The organism is Xanthobacter autotrophicus (assembly GCF_030015065.1).
Taxonomy (GTDB): domain Bacteria; phylum Pseudomonadota; class Alphaproteobacteria; order Rhizobiales; family Xanthobacteraceae; genus Xanthobacter; species Xanthobacter autotrophicus_D.
Window position 1 is genome coordinate 25,174 of sequence record NZ_JAIVFN010000020.1, and the last position, 23,413, is coordinate 48,586.

Here is a 23,413-nt window from a genome sequence, read left to right on the forward strand (position 1 = left end):
TCGGCTTGCCCGCTCGGCTGAAACTCTCGGTCCCGCGGATCACTCTCCCGCGAGGACGCCGGCACGCGGCGCGCCGGCCCCGCTGAAATGCTCGGGGGCGGCCTCGGCCGCGCCTGCAGCGCAAGGCGCGACATAATCCACCTGGAACCGCGCGATCCGCAGGTCGGACAGTTCGCGCCGCACGCGCAGATGCTCGGGATGGTTGGCGTAGGCCTCGAGGTCGGCGCGGTTGGCGAACTCGGAGACGAGGACCACGTCGCAGGCATAGTCCACGTCGCTGACGTCCAGCCCGATCTCGATGTGGTTCAGGCCCTCGATGCGGCCCTTCAGGCCCTCGAACGCCGCCTTCACCTTCAGCCTGGCCGTGGCGCGCTCCTCGGGCGTGTCGCCGCGCACGCGCCACATCACGATATGGCGGATCGGGCCCATCATTGGCGTTTCCTCGACCTGTTTGGTCTTTCGTTGGGGGTCAGTTTTGACTTGCGCTATGCGGAAATAAACTCGAATTTTCGGAACGGTCTTTTACGCGGAACGGAAAGGTGGATCGCCTGACGCAGATCGAAGTGTTCCTGAAGACGGCCGAGCTGGGCAGCCTCTCACGCGCCGCCGAGGTGCTGGGCATGTCCAATGCCGCAGCGAGCCGCCACCTGAGCGCGCTGGAGGAGCGCCTTTCGGCCCGGCTGGTGGAGCGCAACACGCGCCGCCTGTGGCTGACCGAGGCGGGGCAGGACTTCTACCAGCGCAGCGGCGCGCTCCTGAGCGAGCTTGCCGAGGCCGAGGAGGCGGTGAACGAGCACACCCTCTCCCCGCAGGGCCTGCTGAGGGTGACGAGCTCGCTGTCGTTCGCGATGATCTATATTGCGCCCATGCTGCCGGAGTTCCGCAGGACCTATCCCAAGCTGAACGTGCACGTGGCGGTGGCGAACCGCTATCTCGACTTCATCGAGGCCGGGATCGACGTCGCCATCCGCACCCGCCTGCACGAGCCGGACACCAACATCGTGGTGCGGCGCCTCGGGCGCATGCGGCGGGTGCTGGCCGCCGCGCCGTCCTATCTCGCCGAGCACGGCTGGCCGAAGGAGCCGGCGGATCTCGCCCACCACCACATGCTGGTCTACAACCTCGCGGCCGACCCGTTCTCGCTGCGCCTCACCAAGGGCGATGTGGAACGCACCGTGCGCATCGGCGCGGCGCTCAACTGCAATGACGGGCAGGTCATCCGGCAGGCGGCGCTCGCCGGCCTCGGCATCCTGATCCAGCCGCTCTACATCGTGCACGGCGACATCGACGCCGGCCGTCTGGTGCCGGTCCTGATCGACTGGCAGCTGCCGACGCTGACCATGAACATCGCCTACCAGAACCGGGCGCGCCTGCCGGCCAAGATCCGGGTGTTCACCGATTTCCTCGTGAACCACGTGCGCAAGGCGTCGCATAGCGAGATCTGGACGGCGTGAGCGCTCCGGCCGAAGGCCTCCGCAAAGGTGCGCGACCGGGTGCGGGCTCTACCCGTCCGCGTCCAGCGGCGCGGTGCCGGCGGGGCGGCCATCGGCATCGCGGGTGATGGTCTCGACCCGCGCCTCGGCCGCCTTCAGCAGGGCATCGCAGCGCGCCTTCAACGCCTCGCCGCGCTCATACATGATGATGGATTCCTCAAGCGGGACGCTGCCCCTCTCGAGGTTGCCGACAATGGCCTCCAGTTCCGCCAGCGCCTGCTCGAAGCTGAGCTTGTCCACCCCCGCCGCCGGGCTGGCGGCCTGACTCGCGGTCTGGCCGGATCTGGCGCTTGTTGCCTTCGTCGCATCGGCCATGGCCGCCTCCGCTGATTCCCTCTTGATGCTACCTTATACCGATCCGGGACCGGCTCACCCATGCCCCGGCGATCCGCATCCGTTCCCCAGACGCGCCGCCTCCTCCCCCGCCGGCACGGACAGCGCAGGACGATGCGCCCCGCTCCGCGTGCAGGAGCGGGAGCGGCGCCGGTATCCCCTTTCAAGCCGAGAGCGGGGGCTGGAGCCGGCCGGGGTGGCCCCGGAGGCCGCCCTTTGCTAGAAGCCGGCCAGAAACCTCAGGATAACGATCTCCCATGTTGCCCGCGGCGTCCGCGCCCTTTCCGCCCCGCGATCCATCGAGCCTCGAAGACGCGCTGATCGCCTGCTTCGAGACCGCCGGCTTCTCGCGCCATGATCCGCCCATCCTCCAGCCGGCGGACGTGTTCCTCGATCTGTCGGGGGAATCCATCCGCCGCCGCATGTATCTGACGGCGGACGCGGATGGCCGCGAGCTGTGCCTGAGGCCGGACCTCACCATCCCGGTCGCCCGCGCCGTCATCGCCGAGCGCATGCCGTTGCCGGCGCGCGTGAGCTATCTCGGCCCGGTGTTCCGCTTCAGCGGCGAGGGATCGGGCGAGTTCCGGCAGGCCGGTGTGGAATCCTTCGGCCGCACCGACGGCGAGGCGGCGGACGCGGAGATGATCGCCCTCGGCCTCAATGCGTGCGCGCTCTATGGCCTGCCCCAGCCGGAGATCCGGCTGGGCGACGTGGGCCTGTTCGCGGCGCTGCTGGAGGCCCTGCCCCTCGCCCCGGCCCTGCGCCGGCGGCTGCTCAAGGATTTCGGCCAGAGCCGGCTCGACGCCGATCTCAGCCGCCTGAAGGAACGCCCGCAAGAAAGCGTCTCCGCCCATGCGGGCGTGCTCGCGGCCCTCGCCGGTGCCGATCCCGCGGCGGCGCGCGCCCTCATCACCGATCTCCTGTCCATCGCCGGCATCTCCACCGTCGGCGGGCGCTCGGTGTCCGAGATCGCCGCGCGCTTCCTGGAGCAGTCCTCGCTGGAGGCGGGCGCCGGCCTGTCCGGCGAGACGGGGGAAATCCTCTCCCGCTACCTCGCCATCTCCGGCACGCCCGACGAGGCCTCCGCCCGCCTGCGGGCGCTGGCAGCGGATGCCGGGATCGACATCTCTGCCGCCCTCGACACCTTCGACCGGCGCACGGGCTTCCTCACCGCCTTTGCGGTGAACCTTGCCGACGTGCGCTTCTCCAGCGCCTTCGGGCGGCCGCTGGACTATTACAGCGGCATGGTCTTCGAGCTGCACGACGCCTCCGGGCGCACCGACGGGCCGCTGGTGGCGGGCGGCCGCTACGACAAGCTGCTCGCGCGCCTCGGCGCCGAAGCCTGCGTGCCCGGCGTCGGCCTCGCCGTCTGGGTGGAGCGGCTCGCCGCCCTCGCCGCCGCCCCCTTCCCCGCTGCTTCGGAGGGTGCCCGATGACGAGCCCGCTCATTCTGGCCGTGCCCTCGAAGGGCCGGCTCCAGGAGAATGTCCACGCCTTCTTCGCCCGCGCCGGCATGCCGCTGACGCAGGCGCGCGGCGCCCGCGACTATCGCGGCGCCCTCGGCGGCGTGGAGAATGTGGAGGTGGCCTATCTCTCCGCCTCCGAGATCGCGGCGGCGCTGGCCACCGGCGCCGCCCATATCGGTGTGACGGGCGAGGACCTGGTGCGCGAGAACATCCTGGAGGCGGACAGCCGCGTCGCGCTCCTGGAAAAGCTCGGCTTCGGCCATGCCAACGTGGTCGTTGCCGTGCCGCAGGCCTGGATCGACGTGCGCACCATGGACGATCTCGACGACGTGGCGAGCCATTTCCACGGCCGCACCGGCCGCCGGATCCGGGTGGCGACGAAATATGTGAACCTGACCCGCGGCTATTTCGCCCGCCACGGCATCGTGGACTACCGCATCGTCGAGAGCGCGGGCGCCACCGAGGGCACCCCCGCCGCCGGCACTGCCGAGCTCATCGTGGACATCACCACCACCGGCGCGACGCTGTCAGCCAATGCCCTGAAGGTGGTGGATGACGGGATCATCCTGAAGTCGGAGGCCAATCTCGTGGCCTCGCTTACCGCCAACTGGAGCGGCAGCGCGCTTTTGGCGGCGCGGGCCATGTTCGACCGGCTGGGAGCGGAAAAGCGCGCGCGGACCATGCGCGAGGTGCGCACCCGCTTCGCGAGCTGCGACGCCTCCCTGGTGGACCAGGCGGTGGCGCGCTATCGCTGCGTTGCACCGTTCGGCGGTCCCACATCCTCCGGTATGCTCACCCTGCATTGCCCGCCGGACACGCTGCACGCCCTCGCCACCTTCCTCCGCGAGCAGGGGGCGAGCATGGTGACGGTTGGTCCCATCGAATATGTGTTCGCGGCGGACAATCCCCTCTATGAGGCTCTCGAAGCCCGGCTTGGCTGAAGCCGGGAGGCCGCCGGCACCCCGCTGGGCCGGCAATGGGAACCGCTACTCGTTGCCGATGCCGCGATCTCCCTGCTCGATGAACTGCTCGTCGATCCGCCGGGGGGCGGGCTCGACCACGATCACCCGCATCTGGGTGAATGGATCCTCTCGCAGCTGGACGCCCCGGTCATAGCCGAGTTCCCGGTACCGCATGTCTGGCGGCGTGTAATAGGCGCCCGCCGCGGCTTCCACGTCCGCTTGTGCTCGGGACTGCTCGTCGGCGGCCATGGCGGCACCGGCGACGAGGATGGTGGTGGTGAGAGCGATGGCTCCCAGGGTTTGATGGCGCATTTTCATCTCCATCGGTTCGATACGGGCGGGGTCCCGTTCCGATAGATGGTCACCTATTGATGCAACCACTTCTGAATAAGAGGCTTTTCCTGCAACAGTGTGGCCCGGTTTTCGGGTCAATCAGCGCCCCTGCCCGACCGATGAGGATGCCGGTACGGCGGATCGGGAGCCGGGTGCCGCCGCACGGTACCGGGAGGATCGCGCCCTTTTCGCGTCGGTATTCCGGGCCGGCGCCCCTCCACCGCCTTCCCTCGGGGGTCCAGGGGCTTTACTCTCCCCGGCCGATTGAATGCGCCCCTGCGCCGCATGGTCGAGCCGGGCCGCCCTGGACTGAAGAGTCCGGACGGGGAGGGCCGTCTGTGCGGCGTTGCCCGAGGAGTTCCCCATGCGTGATGCCGAGCCCAAAGCCATCCACCTCGCCGATTACCGCCCGCCGGAATGGCTGGTGGACAAGGTGGAGCTGGACTTCGCGCTCCATCCCTCCCAGTCCCGCGTCACCGCCCGCCTCGCGCTGCGCCGCAACCCGGAGGGAACCGCCGGCGCGCCGGTGGTGCTGGAGGGCGACGGCCTGACCCTGTTGCGCCTCGCCATCGACGGCAAGCCGCTGGCCGGTCCGAGCTTCGAGGCGAGCCCCGAGCGCCTCACCCTCGCCCATCCCCCGGCCGACGCCTTCGTGCTGGAGGTGGAGACGCTGGTGGACCCCACCGCCAACACCCAGCTCATGGGGCTCTACCGCACCTCCGGCAATTATTGCACCCAGTGCGAGCCCGAGGGTTTCCGCCGCATCACCTATTATCCCGACCGGCCGGACGTGCTCTCGGTCTTCACCACCCGCATCGAGGCGGACAAGGCCGAGGCGCCGATCCTGCTCGGCAACGGCAATCTCGTCGAAAGCGGCGACATTCCCGGCACCTCGCGCCATTTCGCCGTCTGGCACGACCCGTGGCCGAAGCCCTCCTACCTGTTCGCGCTGGTGGGCGGCAAGCTGGCGAAGGTGGCCGACAGCTTCACCACCGCCTCCGGCCGCAAGGTGGAGCTGGGCATCTATGTGGAGGAGGGCAAGGAGGCCCGCGCCGGCTACGCCATGGACGCGCTGAAGCGCTCCATGCGCTGGGACGAGGAGGCCTTCGGCCGCGAATACGACCTCGACGTGTTCAACATCGTGGCCGTCTCCGACTTCAACATGGGGGCCATGGAGAACAAGGGCCTCAACGTCTTCAACGACAAATACGTGCTGGCCACCCCCGAGACCGCCACCGACGCCGATTATTCCGGCATCGAGGGCGTCATCGCCCACGAATATTTCCACAACTGGACCGGCAACCGCATCACCTGCCGCGACTGGTTCCAGCTGTGCCTGAAGGAGGGCCTGACCGTCTTCCGCGACCAGGAATTCTCCTCCGACCAGCGCTCGCGGCCAGTGAAGCGCATCGCCGACGTGCGCATGCTCAAGGCGGCCCAGTTCACCGAGGATTCCGGCCCCCTCGCCCACCCGGTCCGGCCGCAAACCTATCGCGAGATCAACAACTTCTACACTGCGACCGTGTATGAGAAGGGCGCCGAGGTGGTGCGCATGCTCAAAACCCTCCTAGGCGAGGAGGGCTTCCGCAAGGGCATGGACCTCTATTTCGAGCGCCATGACGGGGCAGCCGCGACCATCGAGGATTTCGTCGCCGCCTTCGCCGACGCCACCGGCCGCGACCTCACCCAGTTCGCTTTGTGGTACGCGCAATCGGGCACACCGCTCCTCACCGTGAGCGGCAGCTACGACAAGGAGGCCGGTACCTTCCGCCTCGACGTGAAGCAATCGGTGCCCCCCACTCCGGGCCAGGCCGACAAGAAACCCATGCTGATCCCGCTCGCCCTCGGCCTCGTGGGCCCCGACGGGCGCGACATGCCGCTGACGCTGGGCAACACGCCGGTGGAGCATGGGGTGATCGAGGTGAAGGAGGCCGCCCAGAGCTTCCTGTTCACCGGTATCGAGACGCGGCCCGTGCCCTCGCTCAACCGGGGCTTTTCCGCGCCGGTGAACCTCGTCAGCGACCTCACCGAGGCTGACCGGGTCTTCCTCGCCGCCCATGACGGCGACCCCTTCAACCGCTTCGACGCGCTCCAGCGCATCGCCCTCGAGCTGCTCAAGACCGGCGCCCGCTCCGGCACCCTGCCGGCGCCGGACGCGCTGGTTACGGCGGCGGGCGGGGTGGTGGCCGATACGACGCTCGATGCCGCCTTCAAGGCGCAGGCCCTCGCGCTCCCCGGCGAGAGCGAGGTCGCGCGCGAGCTTGGCAGCGATGTCAATCCCGACGCCGTCTATGCCGCCCGCAAGGCGCTGCGGATCGCTGTCGGAACCGCCCTCGCCGCGGACTTCGCCCGCACCTACGACAGCGCCGCGGCCGGTGGCGCGTTCGCGCCGGACGCCGCCTCGGCCGGGCGGCGGGCGCTGCGCAACCTCGCCCTCGACTATCTCGCCGTGACCGGCACGGCCGAGGGCATCGCCCGCGCCAAAGCCCAGTTCGAGGCGGCGGACAACATGACCGACCGCTTCGCCGCCCTCGCCGTGCTGGCCCAGCACGACGTGCCGGAGCGCGAAGCGGCCCTCGATGCCTTCTACCGCCGCTTCGAGAGCGACGCGCTGGTCATCGACAAATGGTTCATCCTGCAAGCGCAGATTGCGTCCGAAGGGACCCTTGACCGGGTGAAAGGCCTGATGCTGCATCCGGCCTTCTCGCTCTCCAACCCCAACCGGGTGCGCTCCCTCATCGGCGCCTTCGCCGCCGCCAACTCCACTCAGTTCAACCGGGCGGACGGGGCCGGCCACGCCTTCGTGGCGGACGTGGTGCTGTCGCTGGACGGCAAGAACCCGCAGGTGGCGGCGCGGCTGCTGGCCTCCTTCAAGACCTTCCGCCAGCTGGAGCCGGTGCGGCGCGCCAGCGCCGAGCGCGCCCTGCGCAAGGTGGCCGAGACGCCCGGCCTGTCGGCGGACGTGTCCGACATCGCCACCCGCTCGCTGGGGTGAGTTGAGACAGTGAACCGGGCCGGGGGCCATGGCCCCGGCTCCCCTGCGTCGCCCTTACTCCGCCGCCCTCTCCAGCATGCGCTCGAAGATGGCGCGCACCTTGGCCTGGGTGTCGGCGAGGTCGGCATCCAGGGTGGCGAAGTCCGGCATCTCGCCGGCGCGGGCCAGTAGCGCCCTCAGCGCCGGGCTGGCATCCGCCGGCACCACATGGGCGTCCACCGCCAGCCGCAGCACCTGCGTGAGATTCTGGTAGAGCCGGCAGGCGCGCGAAAGCACGTGGGCATCCTCCGGCTCCAGCAATCCCAGCCGCTCGGCGGTGGCGAGCACGCGGGCGGTGGCCGTGTCCACGATCTCGGGATGGGCGCAAGCGTGGGCAAGCACGAGATACTGGGCGAGGAACTCCACATCCACCTGGCCGCCGGCGGCGTGCTTCAGGTTCCACTTGTCATCCTCGCCCTTCTCGGCGGCAATGGCGCGGCGCATGTCGAGGATGTCGCCCGCAAGCCGGCGCGGATCGCGAGGATGGCCCATGACGCCGCAGATGACCTCCCGCACCATGGCGCCGAACGCGGGCTCGGCCGCGATCACGCGGGCGCGGGTCAGCGCCATGTGCTCCCAGGTCCAGGCCTCCTCGCGCTGGTAGGTGGCGAAGGAGGTGAGCCGCGTCGCCACCGGGCCTGAACGCCCGGAAGGACGCAGGCGCAGGTCCACGTCATAGAGCTTGCCGGCATTGGTGAGCGAGGTGAGCGCGGTGACGAGCCGCTGGGTGAAGCGGGCGAAATACTGCGCGCCCGTGAGCGGCCGCGGGCCGTCCGAGGTGGGGTCGGCGTCGGCATCGAAATCGTAGAGCACGATGAGGTCGAGGTCGGACCCCGCCGTCATCTCCCGCCCGCCGAGCTTGCCCATGGCGAGCACCGCCGTCTGCGCCCCGGCGATGGTGCCGTGGGCTTCCCTGAAGCGCTGCCAGACACGCCGGTGCAAGGCGCGGATGATCACTTCGGCGAGCCGCGCATAGGCCTCGCCCGCCCGCGCCGCCGGCAGGGTGCCGGAGGCGATGCGCACGCCGATGAGCACGTGCTGCTCCTGCCTGAACCGGCGCGCGCGGTCGAGTTGCTCCTCGTCCGTGTCCGCGGTGTCGAGCAGGTGTTCGAGATGGGCGGTGAGGCCGGCTTCGTCCGGCAGCACGTCGAAGAAGGCCGGGTCGAGCAGGGCGTCGGTGAGCGAGGGCCGGCGCGCCAGCGTCTCGCCGAGGCGCGGGGCGGCCGTGAGGATGGTGGCCAGCAGCCGCACCAGGTCGGGGTGCCGGTCGAGCGCGGTGAGCAAGAGCGGGCCGGGCAACTCGGTGAGGAAGCGATCCGCTGCGGCCAGCGCTCCGTCGGGATCGCCGCCGCGCGCGAGCGCCTCCAGCATCAGTGGGACGATGCGCGAAAGGTGCGCCCGCGCCGCTTCAGTCTTCAGCGCGCGCGGACCGCCGGAAAGCCAGCGCCGCACCAGCCCGCTCGCCGCCGCCGGCTCGCGGAAGCCCAGACGCGCGAGAGCGGCGAGGGTCTGGCGGTCATTCTCACCGGGTGGGAAGACCAGGTCGGCGTCCAGCACGGCGGGGGGCGCGGTGTCCTCGAACAGGTTGGCGTAATGGGTCTGCACGGTCTGGAGGCGCGTCACCAGCGCGGCGGCGAAGGCGTCGCGGTCGGCATAGCCCATGAAGCGCGCGAAGGCCTCCATGGCGGCCCGGCTCTCGGGCAGGGAATGGGTCTGGGCGTCCGCCATCATCTGGATGCGATGCTCCACCCGGCGCAGGAACACATAGGCCTCGGCCAGATCGTCCCGCACCTTCGGCTCGATCCAGCGATGGGCGGTGAGCGCGTCGAGGGCATCGAGGCTGCGCGAGGTGCGCAGCAGCGGATCGCGGCCGCCGGCGATGAGCTGCTGGGTCTGGACGAAGAATTCCACCTCGCGGATGCCACCGCGCCCGAGCTTCACATTGTGGCCTTCCACCGCCACCACGTCATGCCCGCGGAAGGCGTGGATCTCCCGTTTCATCGCATGCACGTCGGCGATGGCCTGAAAATCCAGCACCCGTCGCCAGACGAAGGGCGCGAGATCGGCCAGGAACTGCCGACCCACCGCCCTGTCACCGGCCACCGGGCGGGCCTTGATGTAGGCGGCGCGCTCCCAGGTGGCGCCCTCGCGCTCGTAATAATCGAGGGCGGCGAGGGTGGAGAGGGCCACCGCCGTCGAGCCGGGATCGGGCCGCAGGCGAAGGTCCACGCGCAGCACATAGCCGTCAGCCGTGCGCTCCTGAAGGAGGCGTACGAGGCCTTGGGTGATCTTCACGAAGAAGGGGGAGGCGGACACCTCCTCGGCGAGGGGCGCCTTCTCCCGATCGAACACCACCACGAGGTCGATGTCGCTGGAATAATTGAGCTCGCGCGCGCCGTGCTTGCCCATGGCGATCACGGCGAGGCCGCAGCCGAAGGCCGGATCCGAGGGATCGGACGGCAGGAGCCGGCCCGCGCGCGCCGCCTCACCGAGCAGGAAGGCGAGAGCCGCGCGCACCGCGGCGTCCGCCACCTCGGTCAGCGCGGCCGTCACCTCGATCAGGTCGAACGCCCCGCCCATGTCCGCGAGCGCGATGAGGAGCGCCGCCTCGCTGCGCATGCGGCGCAGCCCGCGCATCACCTCCGCCTCCCCGCCCGTGGCGGCGGTGGCGGCGCAATCGGCGATGAGCGCGGCAAGGTGCGCATGGGGATCGCGCGACAGCACGCGCACCAGCCGCCCCGGCTCCGCCCGCACCAGATCGGTGAGGAAGGGCGAGCCCTCCGCCATGCCGAGGCAGACCGCCCGCGCCATGGGCGCGCGCGAAAACAGGCCGTCGAGGGCCGCCCGCTCCGCTTCGGGCAGACCTTCGATGGCCTGGAAAAGCTTGATCTTTGCCGTCTCCCCATCGCCGAGGACGGGTGCTTCCCTCATCAGGAGGGCAAGAGATGGCCGGTCGGCCGATTCCGGTTCGAGGGGCCCGCGCATGGCTTCATCAAAAGCATCAGGCCCTTGCGTTAGGCAAGCCCTCTTCGTCAATTGCAACGCCCGGGAGCAGCCGAAGGCAGCACGGTAAACAGATAATTCTCACCCGCGGGAAGACCGGGAGACCGCCGCAGCGCCGGGCCGTGCATCAGGGCGTCACCTGGACGGCAGGCGCAGCGTGGCGACGAGGCCGGGACCGGCATCGGCGAAACTCAGGCTGCCGCCATGCAGGCGCGCCACCGCCCCCACCAGCGCGAGGCCGAGCCCGGAGCCGGGCCGTGTACGGCTCGCCTCCAGCCGCACGAAGCGCTCCACCACCCGCTCGCGATCCGCCGCCGGGATGCCGGGCCCCGTATCGGCCACGGTGAGGACGGCCTCCGCGCCCTGCCGCGCGAGGGTGACGGCGATGCGCCCCCTGCCCCCGTCGGGCGGGCGGCCATACTTGATGGCGTTGTCGATGAGGTTGGACAGGGCCTGCGCCAGCAGCTCCTTAACCCCGTGGATGGTCACCGGCGCCACCGTGACCACGAGGTCGAGGCCCTGCTCGTCCGCCAGCGGCTCGTAAAGCTCGGAGACGTTCTCCGCAATCTCGGCGAGGTCGAGGTCGGCCATGATGGCGCGGGCCTGCCCGGCCTCGGCGCGGGCGATCATGAGCAAAGCGTCGAAGGTGCGGATGAGGCCGTCGCTCTCCTCGATGGTATCTTCCAGGGCCGCCCGCCAGTCCGCCTCCGTGCGCGCCGTGCGCAGCGCCTCCTCGGAGCGGTTGCGCAGGCGGGTGAGCGGGGTCTTCAGGTCGTGGGCGATATTGTCGGAGACCTCTTTCAGGCCCTGCATCAGGCCCTCGATGCGGTCGAGCATGGCGTTCAGCGAGTGGGCCAGCCGGTCGAACTCGTCCTGCGTGCCGGTCATGGCGAGGCGGCCGGAGAGGTTGCCGGCCATGATGGTCTCGGCGGTGGCAGTCATGGAATCGATGCGCTTGAGCACCCGCCGCGTCACGAACACGCCGCCGGCGAGGCCCAGCACCACGATGAGCAGCACCGCCCATTGCGCCGGCCGGGCCACGAGGTCGCGCAGGGTGTCGCGCTCCTCGATGTCGCGGCCGACCAGCATGCGGTAGCCGCCGGGCAGGATCAGGGTCTGCACGAACGCCACATGGCTCTTGAAGCCGGGGTCGTCCGGACGGTTGTAGGTGGTGAAGCGCGTGCCGTCCTTGTCGAGGAGGCCGATGGGCAGGTCCGAGACGTTGGCGGCCAGCACCTCGCCCTGGAAATTGGTGACCATGTAGATGGAGGAGCCCGGCCGCCGGGTCCTGCGGTCGATCACATAGACGAGGCGCTGGATGCCGCCGATGCGGTATTGGTCGGCGAGGAAGCGCACCTCCCGGTCGAGATCGTCCGCCACCTGCCCCTGGATCAGCTCGCGCGTGTGCCACGCCGTGTAGACGATGACCGACACCGCGAACACCGCGAACACCAGCAGATAGGCCGCCAGCAGCTTGAATGCGGTGGTGCGGACCAGCCGCGCGAGATGGGCAAGGAATGTCATGGGAACACGCCAGATCGCGCGGCCAACGGCGAGCGGTCCTCGCAACCCAGGCTCACGCCGCACCCGCCCGCACCATGTAGCCGGCGCCGCGCACGGTGTGGATGAGGGGCACGTCGAAGCCCTTGTCGATCTTGGAGCGCAGGCGGGAGACGTGCACGTCGATGACGTTGGTCTGCGGGTCGAAATGGTAGTCCCACACGTTTTCCAGCAGCATGGTGCGTGTCACCACCTGCCCGGCATGGCGCATGAGATATTCGAGCAGCCGGAACTCCCGCGGCTGGAGCGCGATTTCCCTGCCGGAGCGGGCGACGCGGTGGGCGAGGCGGTCCAGCTCCAGATCCGCGACCTTGTAGACCGTCTCCGCCGCCTGCGAGACGCCGCGACGCGACAGGGCCTCCACCCGTGCCAGAAGCTCGGTGAAGGCGTAGGGCTTGGGCAAATAGTCGTCGCCGCCGGCCCTGAGGCCCTGCACCCGGTCGTCCACCTGGCCGAGGGCGGAGAGGATGAGCACCGGCGTGGTATGCCCGCGCCCGCGCAGCTCGGTCACGAGGGAGAGCCCGTCGCGCACGGGCAGCATGCGGTCCACCACCATCACGTCGTACTTACCGTCCAGGGCGAGGGCGAGCCCCTCCTCCCCATCGGCAGCAAGGTCCACCACGTGTCCGGCCTCGCGGAAGGCCTTGCGCAGATATTCGGCGGCGTCGCGGTCGTCCTCGACAAGGAGGAGGCGCATGGCAGAACGGGGATCCGGATCGAGATTCGCTGTCATCACAATAGCTCACCTTGCCGGCAGGTCCATGCGGGGCGTCGGGCTTGCACGCCGGCCCGCCCCTCCCGCCGGGGAAAGGGAAAGCGTCGGGGCATCCTGGAAAAAGACATGGCGCGGGAAGCCCTTCCGAGCGTCCCGCGCCGTTGGAGCCGAAGCGGCATCAGGGGGCGATGGCGAACATCCGCCTCGGTTCCGAAACGACGGGGTCCGGCGGGCGTCGCCGCCGGACCCTGAGGCTCAGCCCTTGGCCTTGGTGTCGAGGGTAATGGCGACGAAGCGCACGCCCTGCTCGCTCTTCACCTGGATCAGCACCGCCTTGCGGTTCTCGGCCTTGGCGGCGGCGAGGCCGTCGCGCACATCCTTGGGGGTGGCGACGGCCTTGTCGCCCACCTTCAGGATCACGTCGCCGGTCTTGAAGCCGCGCTGGGCGGCGACACCGTTGGGATCGACGCCGGTCACCACCACGCCCTCGCCGCCGGCGCCCTGCACGCTCTTGGAGGGAGCGAGCTGGAGGCCGAGACGCGGCAGGTCCTTGTTGCCGCCGGTCGCGTCATCCTCGCTCTGCGGGGTGCCGGAACGCGCGGCCATCTGCTGGTCGGTGGGCAGCTGGTCGAGGGTCAGCGACAGGGTCATCGGCTTGGTGTCGCGGATGAGCGCGAGCTGGATCTCGGTGCCCGGCTTCATCATGCCCACCTTGCGGGTGAGGTCGCGGGCGTCCTTGATGGCTTCGTTGTTCACCTTCACGATCACGTCGCCGGCCTTCAGCCCAGCCTTGGCGCCGGGGGTGTTCGGCTGCACCTGGGCCACGAGGGCGCCCTCGGTCTCCTTGATGCCGAGGCCGGAGGCGAGGTCCTCGGTCACCGGCTGGATCTGGACACCGATATAGCCGCGGGCCACCGAGCCCTTCTCGCGCAGCTGGGTCACCACCGTCTTCACGGTCTCGGAGGGAATGGCGAAGGCGATGCCCACATTGCCGCCCGAGGGGGAGACAATGGCGGTGTTCATGCCGATCACCTCGCCGTTCAGCGAGAAGGTCGGGCCGCCCGAATTGCCCCGGTTGATGGGGGCGTCGATCTGGATGAAGTCGTCATAGGGGCCGGAGCCGATGTCGCGACCGCGGGCCGAGACGATGCCGGCGGTCACCGTGCCGCCGAGGCCGAACGGGTTGCCCACCGCGATCACCCAGTCGCCGACGCGCGGGGCGCTGTCCGCGAGCTTCACCCACGGCAGGTTGGTGACGTTCTCGATCTTCAGCAGGGCCACGTCGGTACGCGGATCGGTGCCGATGACCTTGGCCTGGTATTCCTTGCCGTCGGTGGTGGTCACGTCCACCTCGTCGGCGCCGTCCACCACGTGATTGTTGGTCACCACATAGCCGTCGGCCGAGATGATGAAGCCGGAGCCCTGGCCCACCACCGGGCGCTCGCCCTTGGGGCCATGGCCGCCGCGCGGACCCATGCCGGGACCACCGGGACCCATCGGACCCTGGCCGTCACCGAAGCCGAAGCGCTTCAGGAACTGCTCGATCTGGGGAGGAACATTGCCGCCGAGGTCGCCACTCATGGCCATCCGATCACCGGCGTCCTTCTTCACCTTCACCGAGACGACGGCGGGCGAGACCTTCTCGACGATGTCGGCGAAGGAGAAGGTGCCGGCCGGCTGGCTGGTGGTGATCTGCGCGGCGGCGGGAGCATTCAGCGGCGGCATGAACTGGCCGGCCACGACGCCGGCGAGCGCGAGACCGACGACGCCGGCCAGGAGAGCCTTGCGGTGGCGCTTCGTCACGGAGGGAGTGTTGTCGGAGCGGGTCATGTGCGTTCGCGTCTCTCTGTTGTCTGCCCTGACCGGCAGGTTCGAGAGGCAAGCTAAGGCGCGGACCGTTACGGCAGTCTGGCTGCGGAATTAACGATCCGTAATGTGGATAACGCATGCGTGACGCCGGTCGGAGCCGCCCCAAACACAAAGGGCGGCCCGAAGGCCGCCCCTGTGTCATCCACCTTTATCGCGCTCACTCCGCCGGCGGCGGCTCGGCCACCTCGGGCGCCGGCGTATAGATGAGGCCGCCGCCCTCGCGGAACTTCTTCGCCATCTCCGCCATGCCGGCCGAGGCGAGATTGTCCGCCTGGGCGCGGGCGATGTCGCCGGCCTCCAGTTTCAGTTCCTGCGAGATCTTCATGGAGCAGAATTTCGGCCCGCACATGGAGCAGAAATGCGCCACCTTGGCGCCCTCGGCGGGGAGCGTCTCGTCGTGGAAGCGCTCGGCCGTCTCCGGGTCGAGCGAGAGCGCGAACTGGTCGCGCCAGCGGAAGGTGAAGCGCGCCCGCGACAGCGCATCGTCGCGGATGCGCGCCGCCGGATGCCCCTTGGCAAGGTCAGCCGCATGGGCCGCGATCTTGTAGGAGATGACGCCGGCCTTCACGTCGTCGCGGTCGGGCAGGCCGAGATGCTCCTTCGGCGTCACGTAGCAGAGCATGGCGGTGCCGAACCAGCCGATCATCGCCGCGCCGATGGCGGAGGAGATGTGGTCGTAGCCGGGGGAGATGTCGGTCACCAGCGGGCCGAGGGTGTAGAACGGCGCCTCATGGCAGACCTTCAGCTGCTTCTCCACATTCTCGCGGATGAGGTGGAGCGGCACGTGGCCGGGGCCCTCGATCATCACCTGGCAATCGTACTTCCAGGCGATCTCGGTGAGCTCGCCCAGGGTCTCCAGCTCGGCGAACTGGGCGGCGTCGTTGGCGTCGGCGATGGAGCCGGGACGCAGGCCGTCACCGAGGGAGAAGGCCACGTCATACTGGGCGAGGATCTCGCACAGCTCCTCGAAATTCTCGTAGAGGAAGCTCTCCTTGTGGTGGGCAAGGCACCACTTGGCCATGATGGAGCCGCCGCGGGAGACGATGCCCGTCACCCGGTTGGCGGTGAGCGGCACATAAGGCAGGCGCACGCCGGCATGCACCGTCATGTAGTCCACGCCTTGCTCGGCCTGCTCGATCACCGTGTCGCGGAAGATCTCCCAGGTCAGGTCCTCGGCGACGCCGTTCACCTTCTCCAGCGCCTGGTACATGGGCACGGTGCCGATGGGCACCGGCGAGTTGCGCATGATCCATTCGCGGATGGTGTGGATGTTCTTGCCGGTCGACAGGTCCATCACCGTGTCGGCCCCCCAGCGGGTGGCCCACACCAGCTTGTCCACCTCTTCCGCGACACCGGAGGTGACGGCGGAATTGCCGATATTGGCGTTGATCTTCACCAGGAAGTTCCGGCCGATGGCCATCGGCTCGGTTTCGGGGTGGTTGATGTTGTTGGGGATGATGGCGCGGCCACGCGCCACTTCCTGCCGCACGAATTCCGGCGTGATGTCGGAGGGGATCACCGCGCCGAGGCCCATGGCCTGGTGATGGGGATGGGCGCCGCCATTGGCCTTCGCGAGGTTCTCGCGCGCGGCGACATATTCCATCTCGGGCGTGATGATGCCGGCCCGCGCATAGGCCATCTGGGTCGGGCGCTTGCCCGCCTTGGCGCGCAGCGGCCGGCGGCCGGAAAGGTCGAACTGGGGCAGGCTGGAGGACTGGCCGTCCTTGAGGCCATCGTCCTCGGGCTTGACCTGGCGGCCCTCCACCTCCTCCACGTCGCCGCGCTCGCGGATCCACTGCGCACGCAGCTGCGGCAGGCCCTTGGTGAGGTCGATGACGGCCTCCGGGTCAGTATAGGGACCGGAGGTGTCGTAGACCCGGACCGGCCTCTCGGCGGGATCGGAAAGAGAAATCTCGCGCATGGCGACGCGCACGTCCGGCCGTGTGGCGGAGACGAACACCTTGCGGGAATGGGGCAGGGCCCCGGTGGTGACCTTCAGGGAGGACGTCGAGGCTTCGTCCAGCATGTGCGGTTCTCCGTTCAGCTTGCGCTTTCAACGAGAGCCGGGGGTAGAGCTAGGAGACGGGTACGCTACGGACGTGACGTGCCGCGCGCACAGGTTCCGATCCCTTCGCCGGTATGACCCGGATCAGGTTCGAAGGGTCATCGCGGTGCCTCTGGCCATCGCAGCCAGTGAACTTGCGAAATCTCAGCCCCTTCCGGGGCCCCCCTTGGAACGATCCGAGTGTGTGTATACGAAAGCCCAATGTCAACGCTGCGGCGCAGCATGGGGCATGGCCATCCATTCTGGGGACATCCATGCCTTGTGATTTGCGCGGCTGTTTGAGAGCGGTGCCGTCCTGCCCTACATAAGGGGGCGAAGGGCGCCCGGCGGCGCCCCGGGACGGGCGGCATGCACCAGTATCACGACCTTCTCCGCCGCATCCTCGACGAAGGCGTCCGCAAGGACGACCGCACCGGAACCGGCACGCTGTCGGTCTTCGGCGCCCAGATGCGCTTTGCGCTGGGAGAGGGCTTTCCCCTCGTGACCACCAAGAAGCTGCACCTGAAATCCATCGTCCACGAGCTTCTGTGGTTCCTCGCCGGCGACACCAACATCCGCTACCTCAAGGACAACGGCGTCACCATCTGGGACGAGTGGGCCGACGCGAAGGGCGACCTCGGTCCGGTCTACGGCCATCAGTGGCGCTCCTGGCCGACGCCTGAAGGCGGCGTCATCGACCAGATCGCGCAGGTGGTCTCGGACATCCGCCGCAATCCCGATTCACGCCGCCTCATCGTCACCGCCTGGAACCCGGCGGATGTATCGAAGATGGCGCTACCGCCCTGCCACTGCCTGTTCCAGTTCTACGTGCTGGAAGGCAAGCTCTCCTGCCAGCTCTACCAGCGCTCGGCGGACGTGTTCCTGGGCGTGCCCTTCAACATCGCCTCCTACGCGCTGCTCACCCACATGGTGGCGCAGGTGACCGGGCTGGGCGTGGGCGATTTCGTGCACACGCTGGGCGACGCGCACCTCTACGTGAACCATCTGGAGCAGGCCCGCGCGCAGCTTCAGCGCACGCCCCGCGCGCTGCCGCGCCTCAAGCTGAACCCGGCCGTCACCGACCTCTTCGCCTTCCGTTACGAGGATGTGGAAATTGTGGGCTATGATCCGCACCCGGCCATCAAGGCGCCGGTGGCGGTCTGAATCCGGGCGCGGACGCACGTCCTCGTTCCGTCCACTTTTTCGGCTCGTGCCTACCGCTCGTTCCACAGGATCCGGCCCGGTTGGGACAACCTGACCGGGGTCGCCGTCTCCAAACTCAAGGAAAAGCCCGTTCGACCCCTTGCGGAGCAAGCGGATCGCGCCGGGCTTCAGGGAGGGTCTCATGGCGGATGCAGGAAGTCTTCTGGGGCAGCTCATCGGAGCCGCGCTCAGCAACGGCAGCGTGCGTGGCGGCAGCGGCGCAAGCGCCGGCGGCCTCGACCAGATCCTCAAGAGCGTCCTTGAGGGACAAGGCGCCGGACAGGCCCCCTCGGGCCAAAGCAGCGCCGGCGGCCTCGGCGACATCCTCGGCCAGGTGCTGGGCGGCGGCGCGGGCGGCGGCCGCACCCAGGGTGGTCAGAGCGGCCTGCCAGGCGGGCTCGGTGACATTCTCGGCCAGATCCTGGGCGGCGGCGCGGGCCAGCGTCCGGGTGGCGGCAGCGACGGCGGCGGCGCCCCATCCGGACTTCCCGGTGGCCTCGGCGACATTCTCGGCCAGATCCTGGGCGGCGGCGCGCCTGCCGGAAGCGGCGGCCCCTCCGGCGGCGTGACCGGGGGAGCCGCTTCGGGCGGCCTCGGCGACATCGCCCAGGACGCGCTCGGCGGTCCGGGAACCTCGTCCGCACCAAGCCCCTTCCCGACACCCTCCCCGCAGGCGCCGGCGCCCTCGCCGGCTCCAGTCCCCTCGCCTGCCCCGCAGTCCGGCACCGGCGACCTCGTGAAATATGGCGGCCTCGCCGTCATCGGCATGTTGGCGTGGAACGCCTTCCGCAAGTGGCAGGCCCAGTCGGGAGGCCGCTCGGCTTTCAGCTCCGGCTCGCCGGAGGCTGCCGGCTTCGCGCCCACCCAGGCGCCGGGCGGAGCGGAAGCCTTCTCGGGCGTGCTACTCTCCGCCATGGCCGCGGCGGCGCAGGCCGACGGCGCCATCGATCAGGACGAGCTGGAGCGCATCAGCGGCGGCCTCGCCCGGCTGGGAGCGGCATCGCCGGAACGCGATGCGCTGATTGCCTTCCTCACCACGCCCGTGGACCCGCGGCAGGTGATGGATGCGGCCACCAGCCCCGAGGCCGCGCTGGAGATCTACGCCGCCTCGGCCATGGCGATCCGTCCCGACAGCGCGGCGGAAAAGCAGTATCTCGCCAGCCTCGCCACGGCGCTGGGCATAGATCCGGGCCTCAAGGCGCAGGTGGACGCCGACCTGAACGCCTGAGGCGGGCCATGCTCACGCCATCGTGCGCGGCGGGGCCGTAACAACGCCCCGCTGCCCTGCGTAATGGAGACGGAATGGCCAGCGACATGGCCTTGCCGTTCGGGACGGGGAGCCCATGCTCCACCCACCATGCGCAGCCAAGGACGCGAGCGAACGCCCCATGCCCCTCTTCCACGAACGATCCGGCAGGTTCAGCCCCGAGAAGACGCTGTTCCTCGTCGCCACGATGCTGCCGGCGGTCTGGCTCGCGGGCCTTGCCGCCAACGGCATGCTTGGCGCGCGGCCCTGGACCGAGGCCATCCACTTCACCGGGCTGTGGGCCATCCGCTTCCTCGCCGTGACCCTCGCCATCACGCCGCTGCGCCGGCTTTTGTCTTATCCCAAGCTCTATTTCGGGCGCCGCACCTTCGGCCTCGCGGCGCTGTTCTACGCCGCCTTCCACCTGCTGCTGTTCGTCGTGGACCAGGGCGCCGGGCGGGCGCTGAGCGAGATCGTGATGCGCATCTATCTCACCATCGGCGCGGTGGCGCTGGCGCTGCTCATCGCGCTGGGCTCCACCTCGTTCGACGGTGCCATCCGCCGGCTCGGAACGGAGCGGTGGAACCGGCTGCACATGGCAGTCTACGCCATCGCCATGCTGGGAGCGGTGCACTTTTTCCTGCAATCGAAGCTCGACGTGACCGAGCCGGTGCTGATGGCCGGCCTGTTCGTATTCCTGTTCGCCTATCGCGTCGCCTTCCGCCTCGCCGGCGACGTGCCGCCGCTAGGCGTCGCCGGCCTCGCCGTGCTGTCCGCCGTGCTGACGGCGGGGGTGGAAGTGCTGTGGTATGGCCTCGCCACGCGGGTGGATCCGTGGCTGGTGGCGCAGGCGAACCTCTCCTTCGATCTCGGCCCGCGCCCGGCCTGGTGGGTGCTGGGGGCGGGGCTCGCCCTGGCCGTGCTCGCCGCCCAGCGGCGGGAGGAGGCCCCCGCGCGCGGCCGTCGCCGGACCGCTCCGGCGACACAGACGAAGATCGAAGCCTCCTGAGCGGCCGTGCCGCACGAAAAAGGGGGCGGTCGCCCGCCCCCGTCTGCGCTTTAGTTCGATCGGATCAGGCGTCGGCCCGCTCCGGCACCGGCAGGCCGAGCCACTCCTGGTAGAAGCCTTCGATATCCGGCGAGAAATCGTGGATCACCGGATACCAGGGGGTGGGCGCCTCCACATCATGAAGGGTGCCGCACTCGGGGCAGAAATATTCCCGGATCACCTGCCAGGACGGCGTCGGCGCCATGAGGCGGGGATAGATCTCCTCCATCTTCTGCGGCGTGTCGCGCACATGGACGCGGGCGCTGAGCTTCCAATTGTCCTTGAAGTCGCAGAAATCGTGGCCGCATTCGCAGCGCACGGTCCATTTTTTGGAGACCTTCTGCTGCACGATGAAGAGTTTCGGGCCAAGGGGCAGGATGATCCTGTCGTCCCACGGCACACGCTCCTGCAGGATCTCCACATAGGTCACGAACCGCTCGGGGTCCTTGGGGGTGGAGAGCATCTGGTGGAGCGTATCGGGATCAATCTTGCCTTCGACGAGATCGACGATCTTCGAGCGGGTATAGGCCATGGGTGTTCCTCCAATTGATATTTGATTTCCCGGAAAAAAACGGGCGGCAGCGACGGGCGTCGCCGCCGCCCAGTGGAGGGATCATTCCTCCACGAACTGCACGGTGTGCACGTCGGGCAGTTCGGAGATGTCCATGGAGTAGCGCGAGCCGTAGGTGGGCACGCCGATCTCCTCCTCCGGCAGGGTCCAGCTGTCGGGCAGGCTCCAGAAGGCGCGGAAGTCCTTCTCGAACTTCGGTCCCAGCTTGAAGGAGGCGGCGAACATCTGCCGCACCTGCGTGCCCGCATCCTTGGCCAGGATCTTCTCCCGCTCGCCCTTCATCCACTCGGCGACCGGCACGGACTTGGCGATGCGGTCCTTGCGGATCTGCGCGCGGGCAGCAGCGGTGGCGGCCTCGTCCACCACATATTGCCCGTCCGCCCCCTTCCTCACCACGACGCCATAGACATCGCCGGCGAAGCGCTCCAGCACGTAGCCGCCATTGATGTCGTCGGCCACCGCCTGCGGCTCGCGATCCAGCGGATCGCCGAAGCCGGGGCCGCCGCGCATGTAGTTGAGGTAGAGGTCGTAGTCGGAGAACATCTCCTCGGTGGTGATGGCCTGCTTGTCGCGCTTGATCAGGGCGTCGGGCAGCATGGCGTCCCAGGTGGGGTTCTCCGGATCGGTGTCGCCGCCGAGCGGGATCTCGGCGCCGGACGCGATCAGCTCCTTCAGGTTGGTCTTGTGGGCGGCGAAGCGATAGCCGGAGGCCGCCGGATAGCCGCCCATCAGCCCCCAGTCGGACGAGATGTGGCCGTTGCCCATGAAGAACATGGTCCAGTCCTTGGCGTTCCAGACCATGCGCAGGCTCTCGAAGCCGCAGCCGCCGCGATACTTGCCGGAGCCGCCCGAGGACGCCTTGATCTGCCGGCCGAGATAGACCAGCGGCTCCGCCAGTTCCCAGATCTCCATGTCGCCCATGTCGCCTTCCGGATTCCAGATGGCGGCGGCGTGCGACAGGCCGTCCTGCACCGCGGTGGCCCCGGTGCCGTTGGCGGCGCACTCGAACGAGTTCACGGCGTGGATCTCGTCGTACTGGTTGAAGCCGCCACCCTGCAGCCAGTTGGAGGTGTTGGCGTTGCCGGCATTGACCTCCTCCAGATAGCCGCGCCCGAAATAGGAGCGCGACAGGCCCCGCCACAGGGCCGTCCAGGCGGACACGAGGAAGTGCCAGCTATAGGAGAAGGCGACGCGGCGGTCGTCCGGGTTCATCCAGGTGCCCTTGGGCAGGCGGAACTCGGTGCCGTAGGCGGCGCCGTCGTTGATCATCTCGGACGGGATGAGGGTCTGGGTCATCATCACCCAGATGCCCGAGGTGAAGCTGACCTGGTGGGCGTTGTAAGTGTGCCAGCCCCAGCGGCTCGATCCCTCGAAATCGAGGCGCCAGGTGCCGTCCCGGCGGATGGTCATCTCGCAGGGGGCGTGCATGATGGTGTCGAGCTTGGCGAAATCGGAGGGCACCCGCACGTCCTCATGGGCGTAGGGCACGTCCACGAAGCCCACCTGCCGGTAGGTGCCGGGGATGGTCATGGCCTTGATGCGGGCCTGAAGGCCGAGCCGGCCGTGCTCCACCGCCTCGTAGGCGAACTTCCAGTAGGCCTCGATGCCCTCTTCCGCGACCACCTCTTCCACCAGCTTGCGGATCATGTGACAGCCGGCGATGCGGGTGCGCTCGTCCAGCATCCAGTAGCGGGTGGTGCGCACCATGCGCTGGCTCTCGTGCAGCCAGTCGCGGAACAATTCATCGTTGGCGCCCACCTTGCGGCAGGTGATGGAATAGCCGTCGCCGAAGCGCTGCACCTGCCCCGTGGCCATGGAGCCCGGCCCCACCGCGCCGGTGTCGATGACGTGGGTGACGCCACCCACCCAGCCGATCAGCTCACCCTCCCAGAAGATGGGAACGATGGTGTGGATGTCGCACGGGTGCACGTTTCCGATGAGGCTGTCGTTGTTGCAGAAGATGTCCTTGTCATGGACGCCGGGATTGGCCTCCCAATTGTTCTCGATCATGTATTTGATGGCGGCACCCATGGTTCCCACATGGATGATGATGCCGGTGGAGGTGAGAAGGCTGTCGCCCGCGGCGTTGTAGAGGGTGAAGCAAAGCTCGCCCTCCTGCTCCACGATGGGCGAGGCGGCGATCTTCTTGGCGGTCTCGCGGGCATCCACCACGCCGGCCCGCAGGCGCGAGAACAGCTTGTTGTAGAGGATGGGCTCGCTCTCGCGCAGCTCCAGTTTCTTCAGGCCGGCATACCGGCCGGTGGCCTTGGTGGCGGCCATGAGGCGGTCGCGATGCTCCTTCAGCGTCTCGCCGCCGCGCACGATGCCGCGCGTCGCACCCTCGAGGGTGCTCTGGTTCACAGTCACGTTCATGGGGTCGTTTCCTTTGAGTTCTTTTGAGTTGGCGTCCTTGGAAGTCGGATCTTGCGAGGCGCGATTTTGAAAGCCGGCGGTTGTCGGCCGTCGCCGCTCAAAGCCCTCTCCCGCTTGCGGGAGAGGGTTGGGAGGGGGGAATGGGGCGTTGCCACGACGA

The 23,413-nt window shown here is 68.9% G+C and carries 16 protein-coding genes, 1 pseudogene and 1 riboswitch; of the genes and pseudogenes, 7 read left to right on the forward strand and 10 right to left on the reverse strand.

Annotated elements, in window-relative coordinates:
* Window positions 1-132: 132 nt before the first annotated feature.
* Window positions 133-432, reverse strand: a pseudogene (locus K9U40_RS06580) (Dabb family protein); the annotation flags it as partial.
* A 107-nt stretch (window positions 433-539) separates the two neighbouring features.
* On the opposite strand from K9U40_RS06580, the gene K9U40_RS06585 reads away from it, so the two are divergent.
* The gene (locus tag K9U40_RS06585) at window positions 540-1,454 is read left to right on the forward strand and encodes a LysR family transcriptional regulator (protein ID WP_282889412.1); all 915 of its coding nucleotides are present in this window, start codon (window positions 540-542) and stop codon (window positions 1,452-1,454) included.
* A gap of 48 nt (window positions 1,455-1,502) precedes the next feature.
* Here the strand turns inward: K9U40_RS06585 and K9U40_RS06590 are convergent, their stop codons facing one another.
* Window positions 1,503-1,808: an exodeoxyribonuclease VII small subunit gene (locus K9U40_RS06590; RefSeq protein ID WP_282889413.1), complete on the reverse strand. Its 306-nt coding sequence runs from the start codon at window positions 1,806-1,808 to the stop codon at window positions 1,503-1,505.
* Between the two features lie 275 nt (window positions 1,809-2,083).
* Here K9U40_RS06590 and K9U40_RS06595 point away from each other — a divergent pair, with 275 nt between their 5' ends.
* Both K9U40_RS06595 and hisG read left to right on the forward strand, forming a co-directional pair.
* Window positions 2,084-3,262: an ATP phosphoribosyltransferase regulatory subunit gene (locus K9U40_RS06595; protein ID WP_282889414.1), complete on the forward strand. Its 1,179-nt coding sequence runs from the start codon at window positions 2,084-2,086 to the stop codon at window positions 3,260-3,262.
* Window positions 3,259-4,233 (forward strand): ATP phosphoribosyltransferase, encoded by a 975-nt coding sequence (gene hisG, locus K9U40_RS06600; RefSeq protein WP_282889415.1) that lies wholly within the window; start codon window positions 3,259-3,261, stop codon window positions 4,231-4,233. Before K9U40_RS06595 ends, hisG begins: the two co-directional genes overlap by 4 nt.
* A 45-nt stretch (window positions 4,234-4,278) precedes the next feature.
* Here hisG and K9U40_RS06605 read toward each other — a convergent pair whose 3' ends face one another.
* Entirely contained in the window at window positions 4,279-4,566 is a 288-nt protein-coding gene (locus tag K9U40_RS06605; RefSeq protein WP_282889416.1) for a hypothetical protein, read from the reverse strand.
* Between the two features lie 385 nt (window positions 4,567-4,951).
* Here K9U40_RS06605 and pepN point away from each other — a divergent pair, with 385 nt between their 5' ends.
* Complete coding sequence (gene pepN, locus K9U40_RS06610) at window positions 4,952-7,582, forward strand: aminopeptidase N (protein WP_282889417.1); 2,631 nt, start codon at window positions 4,952-4,954, stop codon at window positions 7,580-7,582.
* A gap of 54 nt (window positions 7,583-7,636) precedes the next feature.
* Here pepN and K9U40_RS06615 read toward each other — a convergent pair whose 3' ends face one another.
* The 5 genes from K9U40_RS06615 to thiC all read right to left on the reverse strand — a co-directional run bounded on the left by K9U40_RS06615 (window position 7,637) and on the right by thiC (window position 16,794).
* Window positions 7,637-10,606 (reverse strand): bifunctional [glutamine synthetase] adenylyltransferase/[glutamine synthetase]-adenylyl-L-tyrosine phosphorylase, encoded by a 2,970-nt coding sequence (locus K9U40_RS06615; protein WP_282889418.1) that lies wholly within the window; start codon window positions 10,604-10,606, stop codon window positions 7,637-7,639.
* A 153-nt stretch (window positions 10,607-10,759) separates the two neighbouring features.
* A complete protein-coding gene (locus K9U40_RS06620) occupies window positions 10,760-12,148 on the reverse strand; it encodes an ATP-binding protein (protein ID WP_282889419.1) in 1,389 nt (462 codons plus the stop codon).
* 52 nt (window positions 12,149-12,200) lie between these two features.
* Entirely contained in the window at window positions 12,201-12,917 is a 717-nt protein-coding gene (locus K9U40_RS06625; RefSeq protein ID WP_282889420.1) for a winged helix-turn-helix domain-containing protein, read from the reverse strand.
* Window positions 12,918-13,154: 237 nt separating this feature from the next.
* The gene (locus tag K9U40_RS06630) at window positions 13,155-14,729 is read right to left on the reverse strand and encodes a Do family serine endopeptidase (RefSeq protein ID WP_282889421.1); all 1,575 of its coding nucleotides are present in this window, start codon (window positions 14,727-14,729) and stop codon (window positions 13,155-13,157) included.
* Between the two features lie 196 nt (window positions 14,730-14,925).
* On the reverse strand, window positions 14,926-16,794 hold the full coding sequence (gene thiC, locus K9U40_RS06635) for a phosphomethylpyrimidine synthase ThiC (RefSeq protein WP_282889422.1): 1,869 nt from the start codon (window positions 16,792-16,794) through the stop codon (window positions 14,926-14,928).
* An 82-nt stretch (window positions 16,795-16,876) separates the two neighbouring features.
* Window positions 16,877-17,010, reverse strand: a riboswitch (TPP riboswitch).
* A gap of 171 nt (window positions 17,011-17,181) precedes the next feature.
* Between thiC and K9U40_RS06640 the strand changes: the two genes are divergently transcribed.
* The 3 genes from K9U40_RS06640 to K9U40_RS06650 all read left to right on the forward strand — a co-directional run bounded on the left by K9U40_RS06640 (window position 17,182) and on the right by K9U40_RS06650 (window position 20,270).
* On the forward strand, window positions 17,182-17,976 hold the full coding sequence (locus tag K9U40_RS06640; protein ID WP_282889423.1) for a thymidylate synthase: 795 nt from the start codon (window positions 17,182-17,184) through the stop codon (window positions 17,974-17,976).
* A gap of 181 nt (window positions 17,977-18,157) precedes the next feature.
* Window positions 18,158-19,243 (forward strand): tellurite resistance TerB family protein, encoded by a 1,086-nt coding sequence (locus tag K9U40_RS06645; protein WP_282889424.1) that lies wholly within the window; start codon window positions 18,158-18,160, stop codon window positions 19,241-19,243.
* Between the two features lie 160 nt (window positions 19,244-19,403).
* Complete coding sequence (locus tag K9U40_RS06650) at window positions 19,404-20,270, forward strand: sulfite oxidase heme-binding subunit YedZ (protein WP_282889425.1); 867 nt, start codon at window positions 19,404-19,406, stop codon at window positions 20,268-20,270.
* A 64-nt stretch (window positions 20,271-20,334) separates the two neighbouring features.
* Here the strand turns inward: K9U40_RS06650 and K9U40_RS06655 are convergent, their stop codons facing one another.
* The gene (locus K9U40_RS06655) at window positions 20,335-20,841 is read right to left on the reverse strand and encodes an acetone carboxylase subunit gamma (protein ID WP_282889426.1); all 507 of its coding nucleotides are present in this window, start codon (window positions 20,839-20,841) and stop codon (window positions 20,335-20,337) included.
* Window positions 20,842-20,922: 81 nt separating this feature from the next.
* On the reverse strand, window positions 20,923-23,253 hold the full coding sequence (locus tag K9U40_RS06660) for a hydantoinase B/oxoprolinase family protein (RefSeq protein WP_282889427.1): 2,331 nt from the start codon (window positions 23,251-23,253) through the stop codon (window positions 20,923-20,925).
* Window positions 23,254-23,413: the final 160 nt, after the last annotated feature.

Coding starts and splice junctions, on each gene's coding strand:
- K9U40_RS06595 (WP_282889414.1), top strand. CDS start 2,084: ATGTTGCCCGCGGCGTCCGCGCCCTTTCCGCCCCGCGATCCATCGAGC.
- pepN (WP_282889417.1), top strand. CDS start 4,952: ATGCGTGATGCCGAGCCCAAAGCCATCCACCTCGCCGATTACCGCCCG.
- K9U40_RS06590 (WP_282889413.1), bottom strand. CDS start 1,808: ATGGCCGATGCGACGAAGGCAACAAGCGCCAGATCCGGCCAGACCGCG.
- K9U40_RS06640 (WP_282889423.1), top strand. CDS start 17,182: ATGCACCAGTATCACGACCTTCTCCGCCGCATCCTCGACGAAGGCGTC.
- hisG (WP_282889415.1), top strand. CDS start 3,259: ATGACGAGCCCGCTCATTCTGGCCGTGCCCTCGAAGGGCCGGCTCCAG.
- thiC (WP_282889422.1), bottom strand. CDS start 16,794: ATGCTGGACGAAGCCTCGACGTCCTCCCTGAAGGTCACCACCGGGGCC.
- K9U40_RS06645 (WP_282889424.1), top strand. CDS start 18,158: ATGGCGGATGCAGGAAGTCTTCTGGGGCAGCTCATCGGAGCCGCGCTC.
- K9U40_RS06660 (WP_282889427.1), bottom strand. CDS start 23,253: ATGAACGTGACTGTGAACCAGAGCACCCTCGAGGGTGCGACGCGCGGC.
- K9U40_RS06630 (WP_282889421.1), bottom strand. CDS start 14,729: ATGACCCGCTCCGACAACACTCCCTCCGTGACGAAGCGCCACCGCAAG.
- K9U40_RS06625 (WP_282889420.1), bottom strand. CDS start 12,917: ATGACAGCGAATCTCGATCCGGATCCCCGTTCTGCCATGCGCCTCCTC.
- K9U40_RS06615 (WP_282889418.1), bottom strand. CDS start 10,606: ATGCGCGGGCCCCTCGAACCGGAATCGGCCGACCGGCCATCTCTTGCC.
- K9U40_RS06605 (WP_282889416.1), bottom strand. CDS start 4,566: ATGCGCCATCAAACCCTGGGAGCCATCGCTCTCACCACCACCATCCTC.
- K9U40_RS06655 (WP_282889426.1), bottom strand. CDS start 20,841: ATGGCCTATACCCGCTCGAAGATCGTCGATCTCGTCGAAGGCAAGATT.
- K9U40_RS06650 (WP_282889425.1), top strand. CDS start 19,404: ATGCCCCTCTTCCACGAACGATCCGGCAGGTTCAGCCCCGAGAAGACG.
- K9U40_RS06620 (WP_282889419.1), bottom strand. CDS start 12,148: ATGACATTCCTTGCCCATCTCGCGCGGCTGGTCCGCACCACCGCATTC.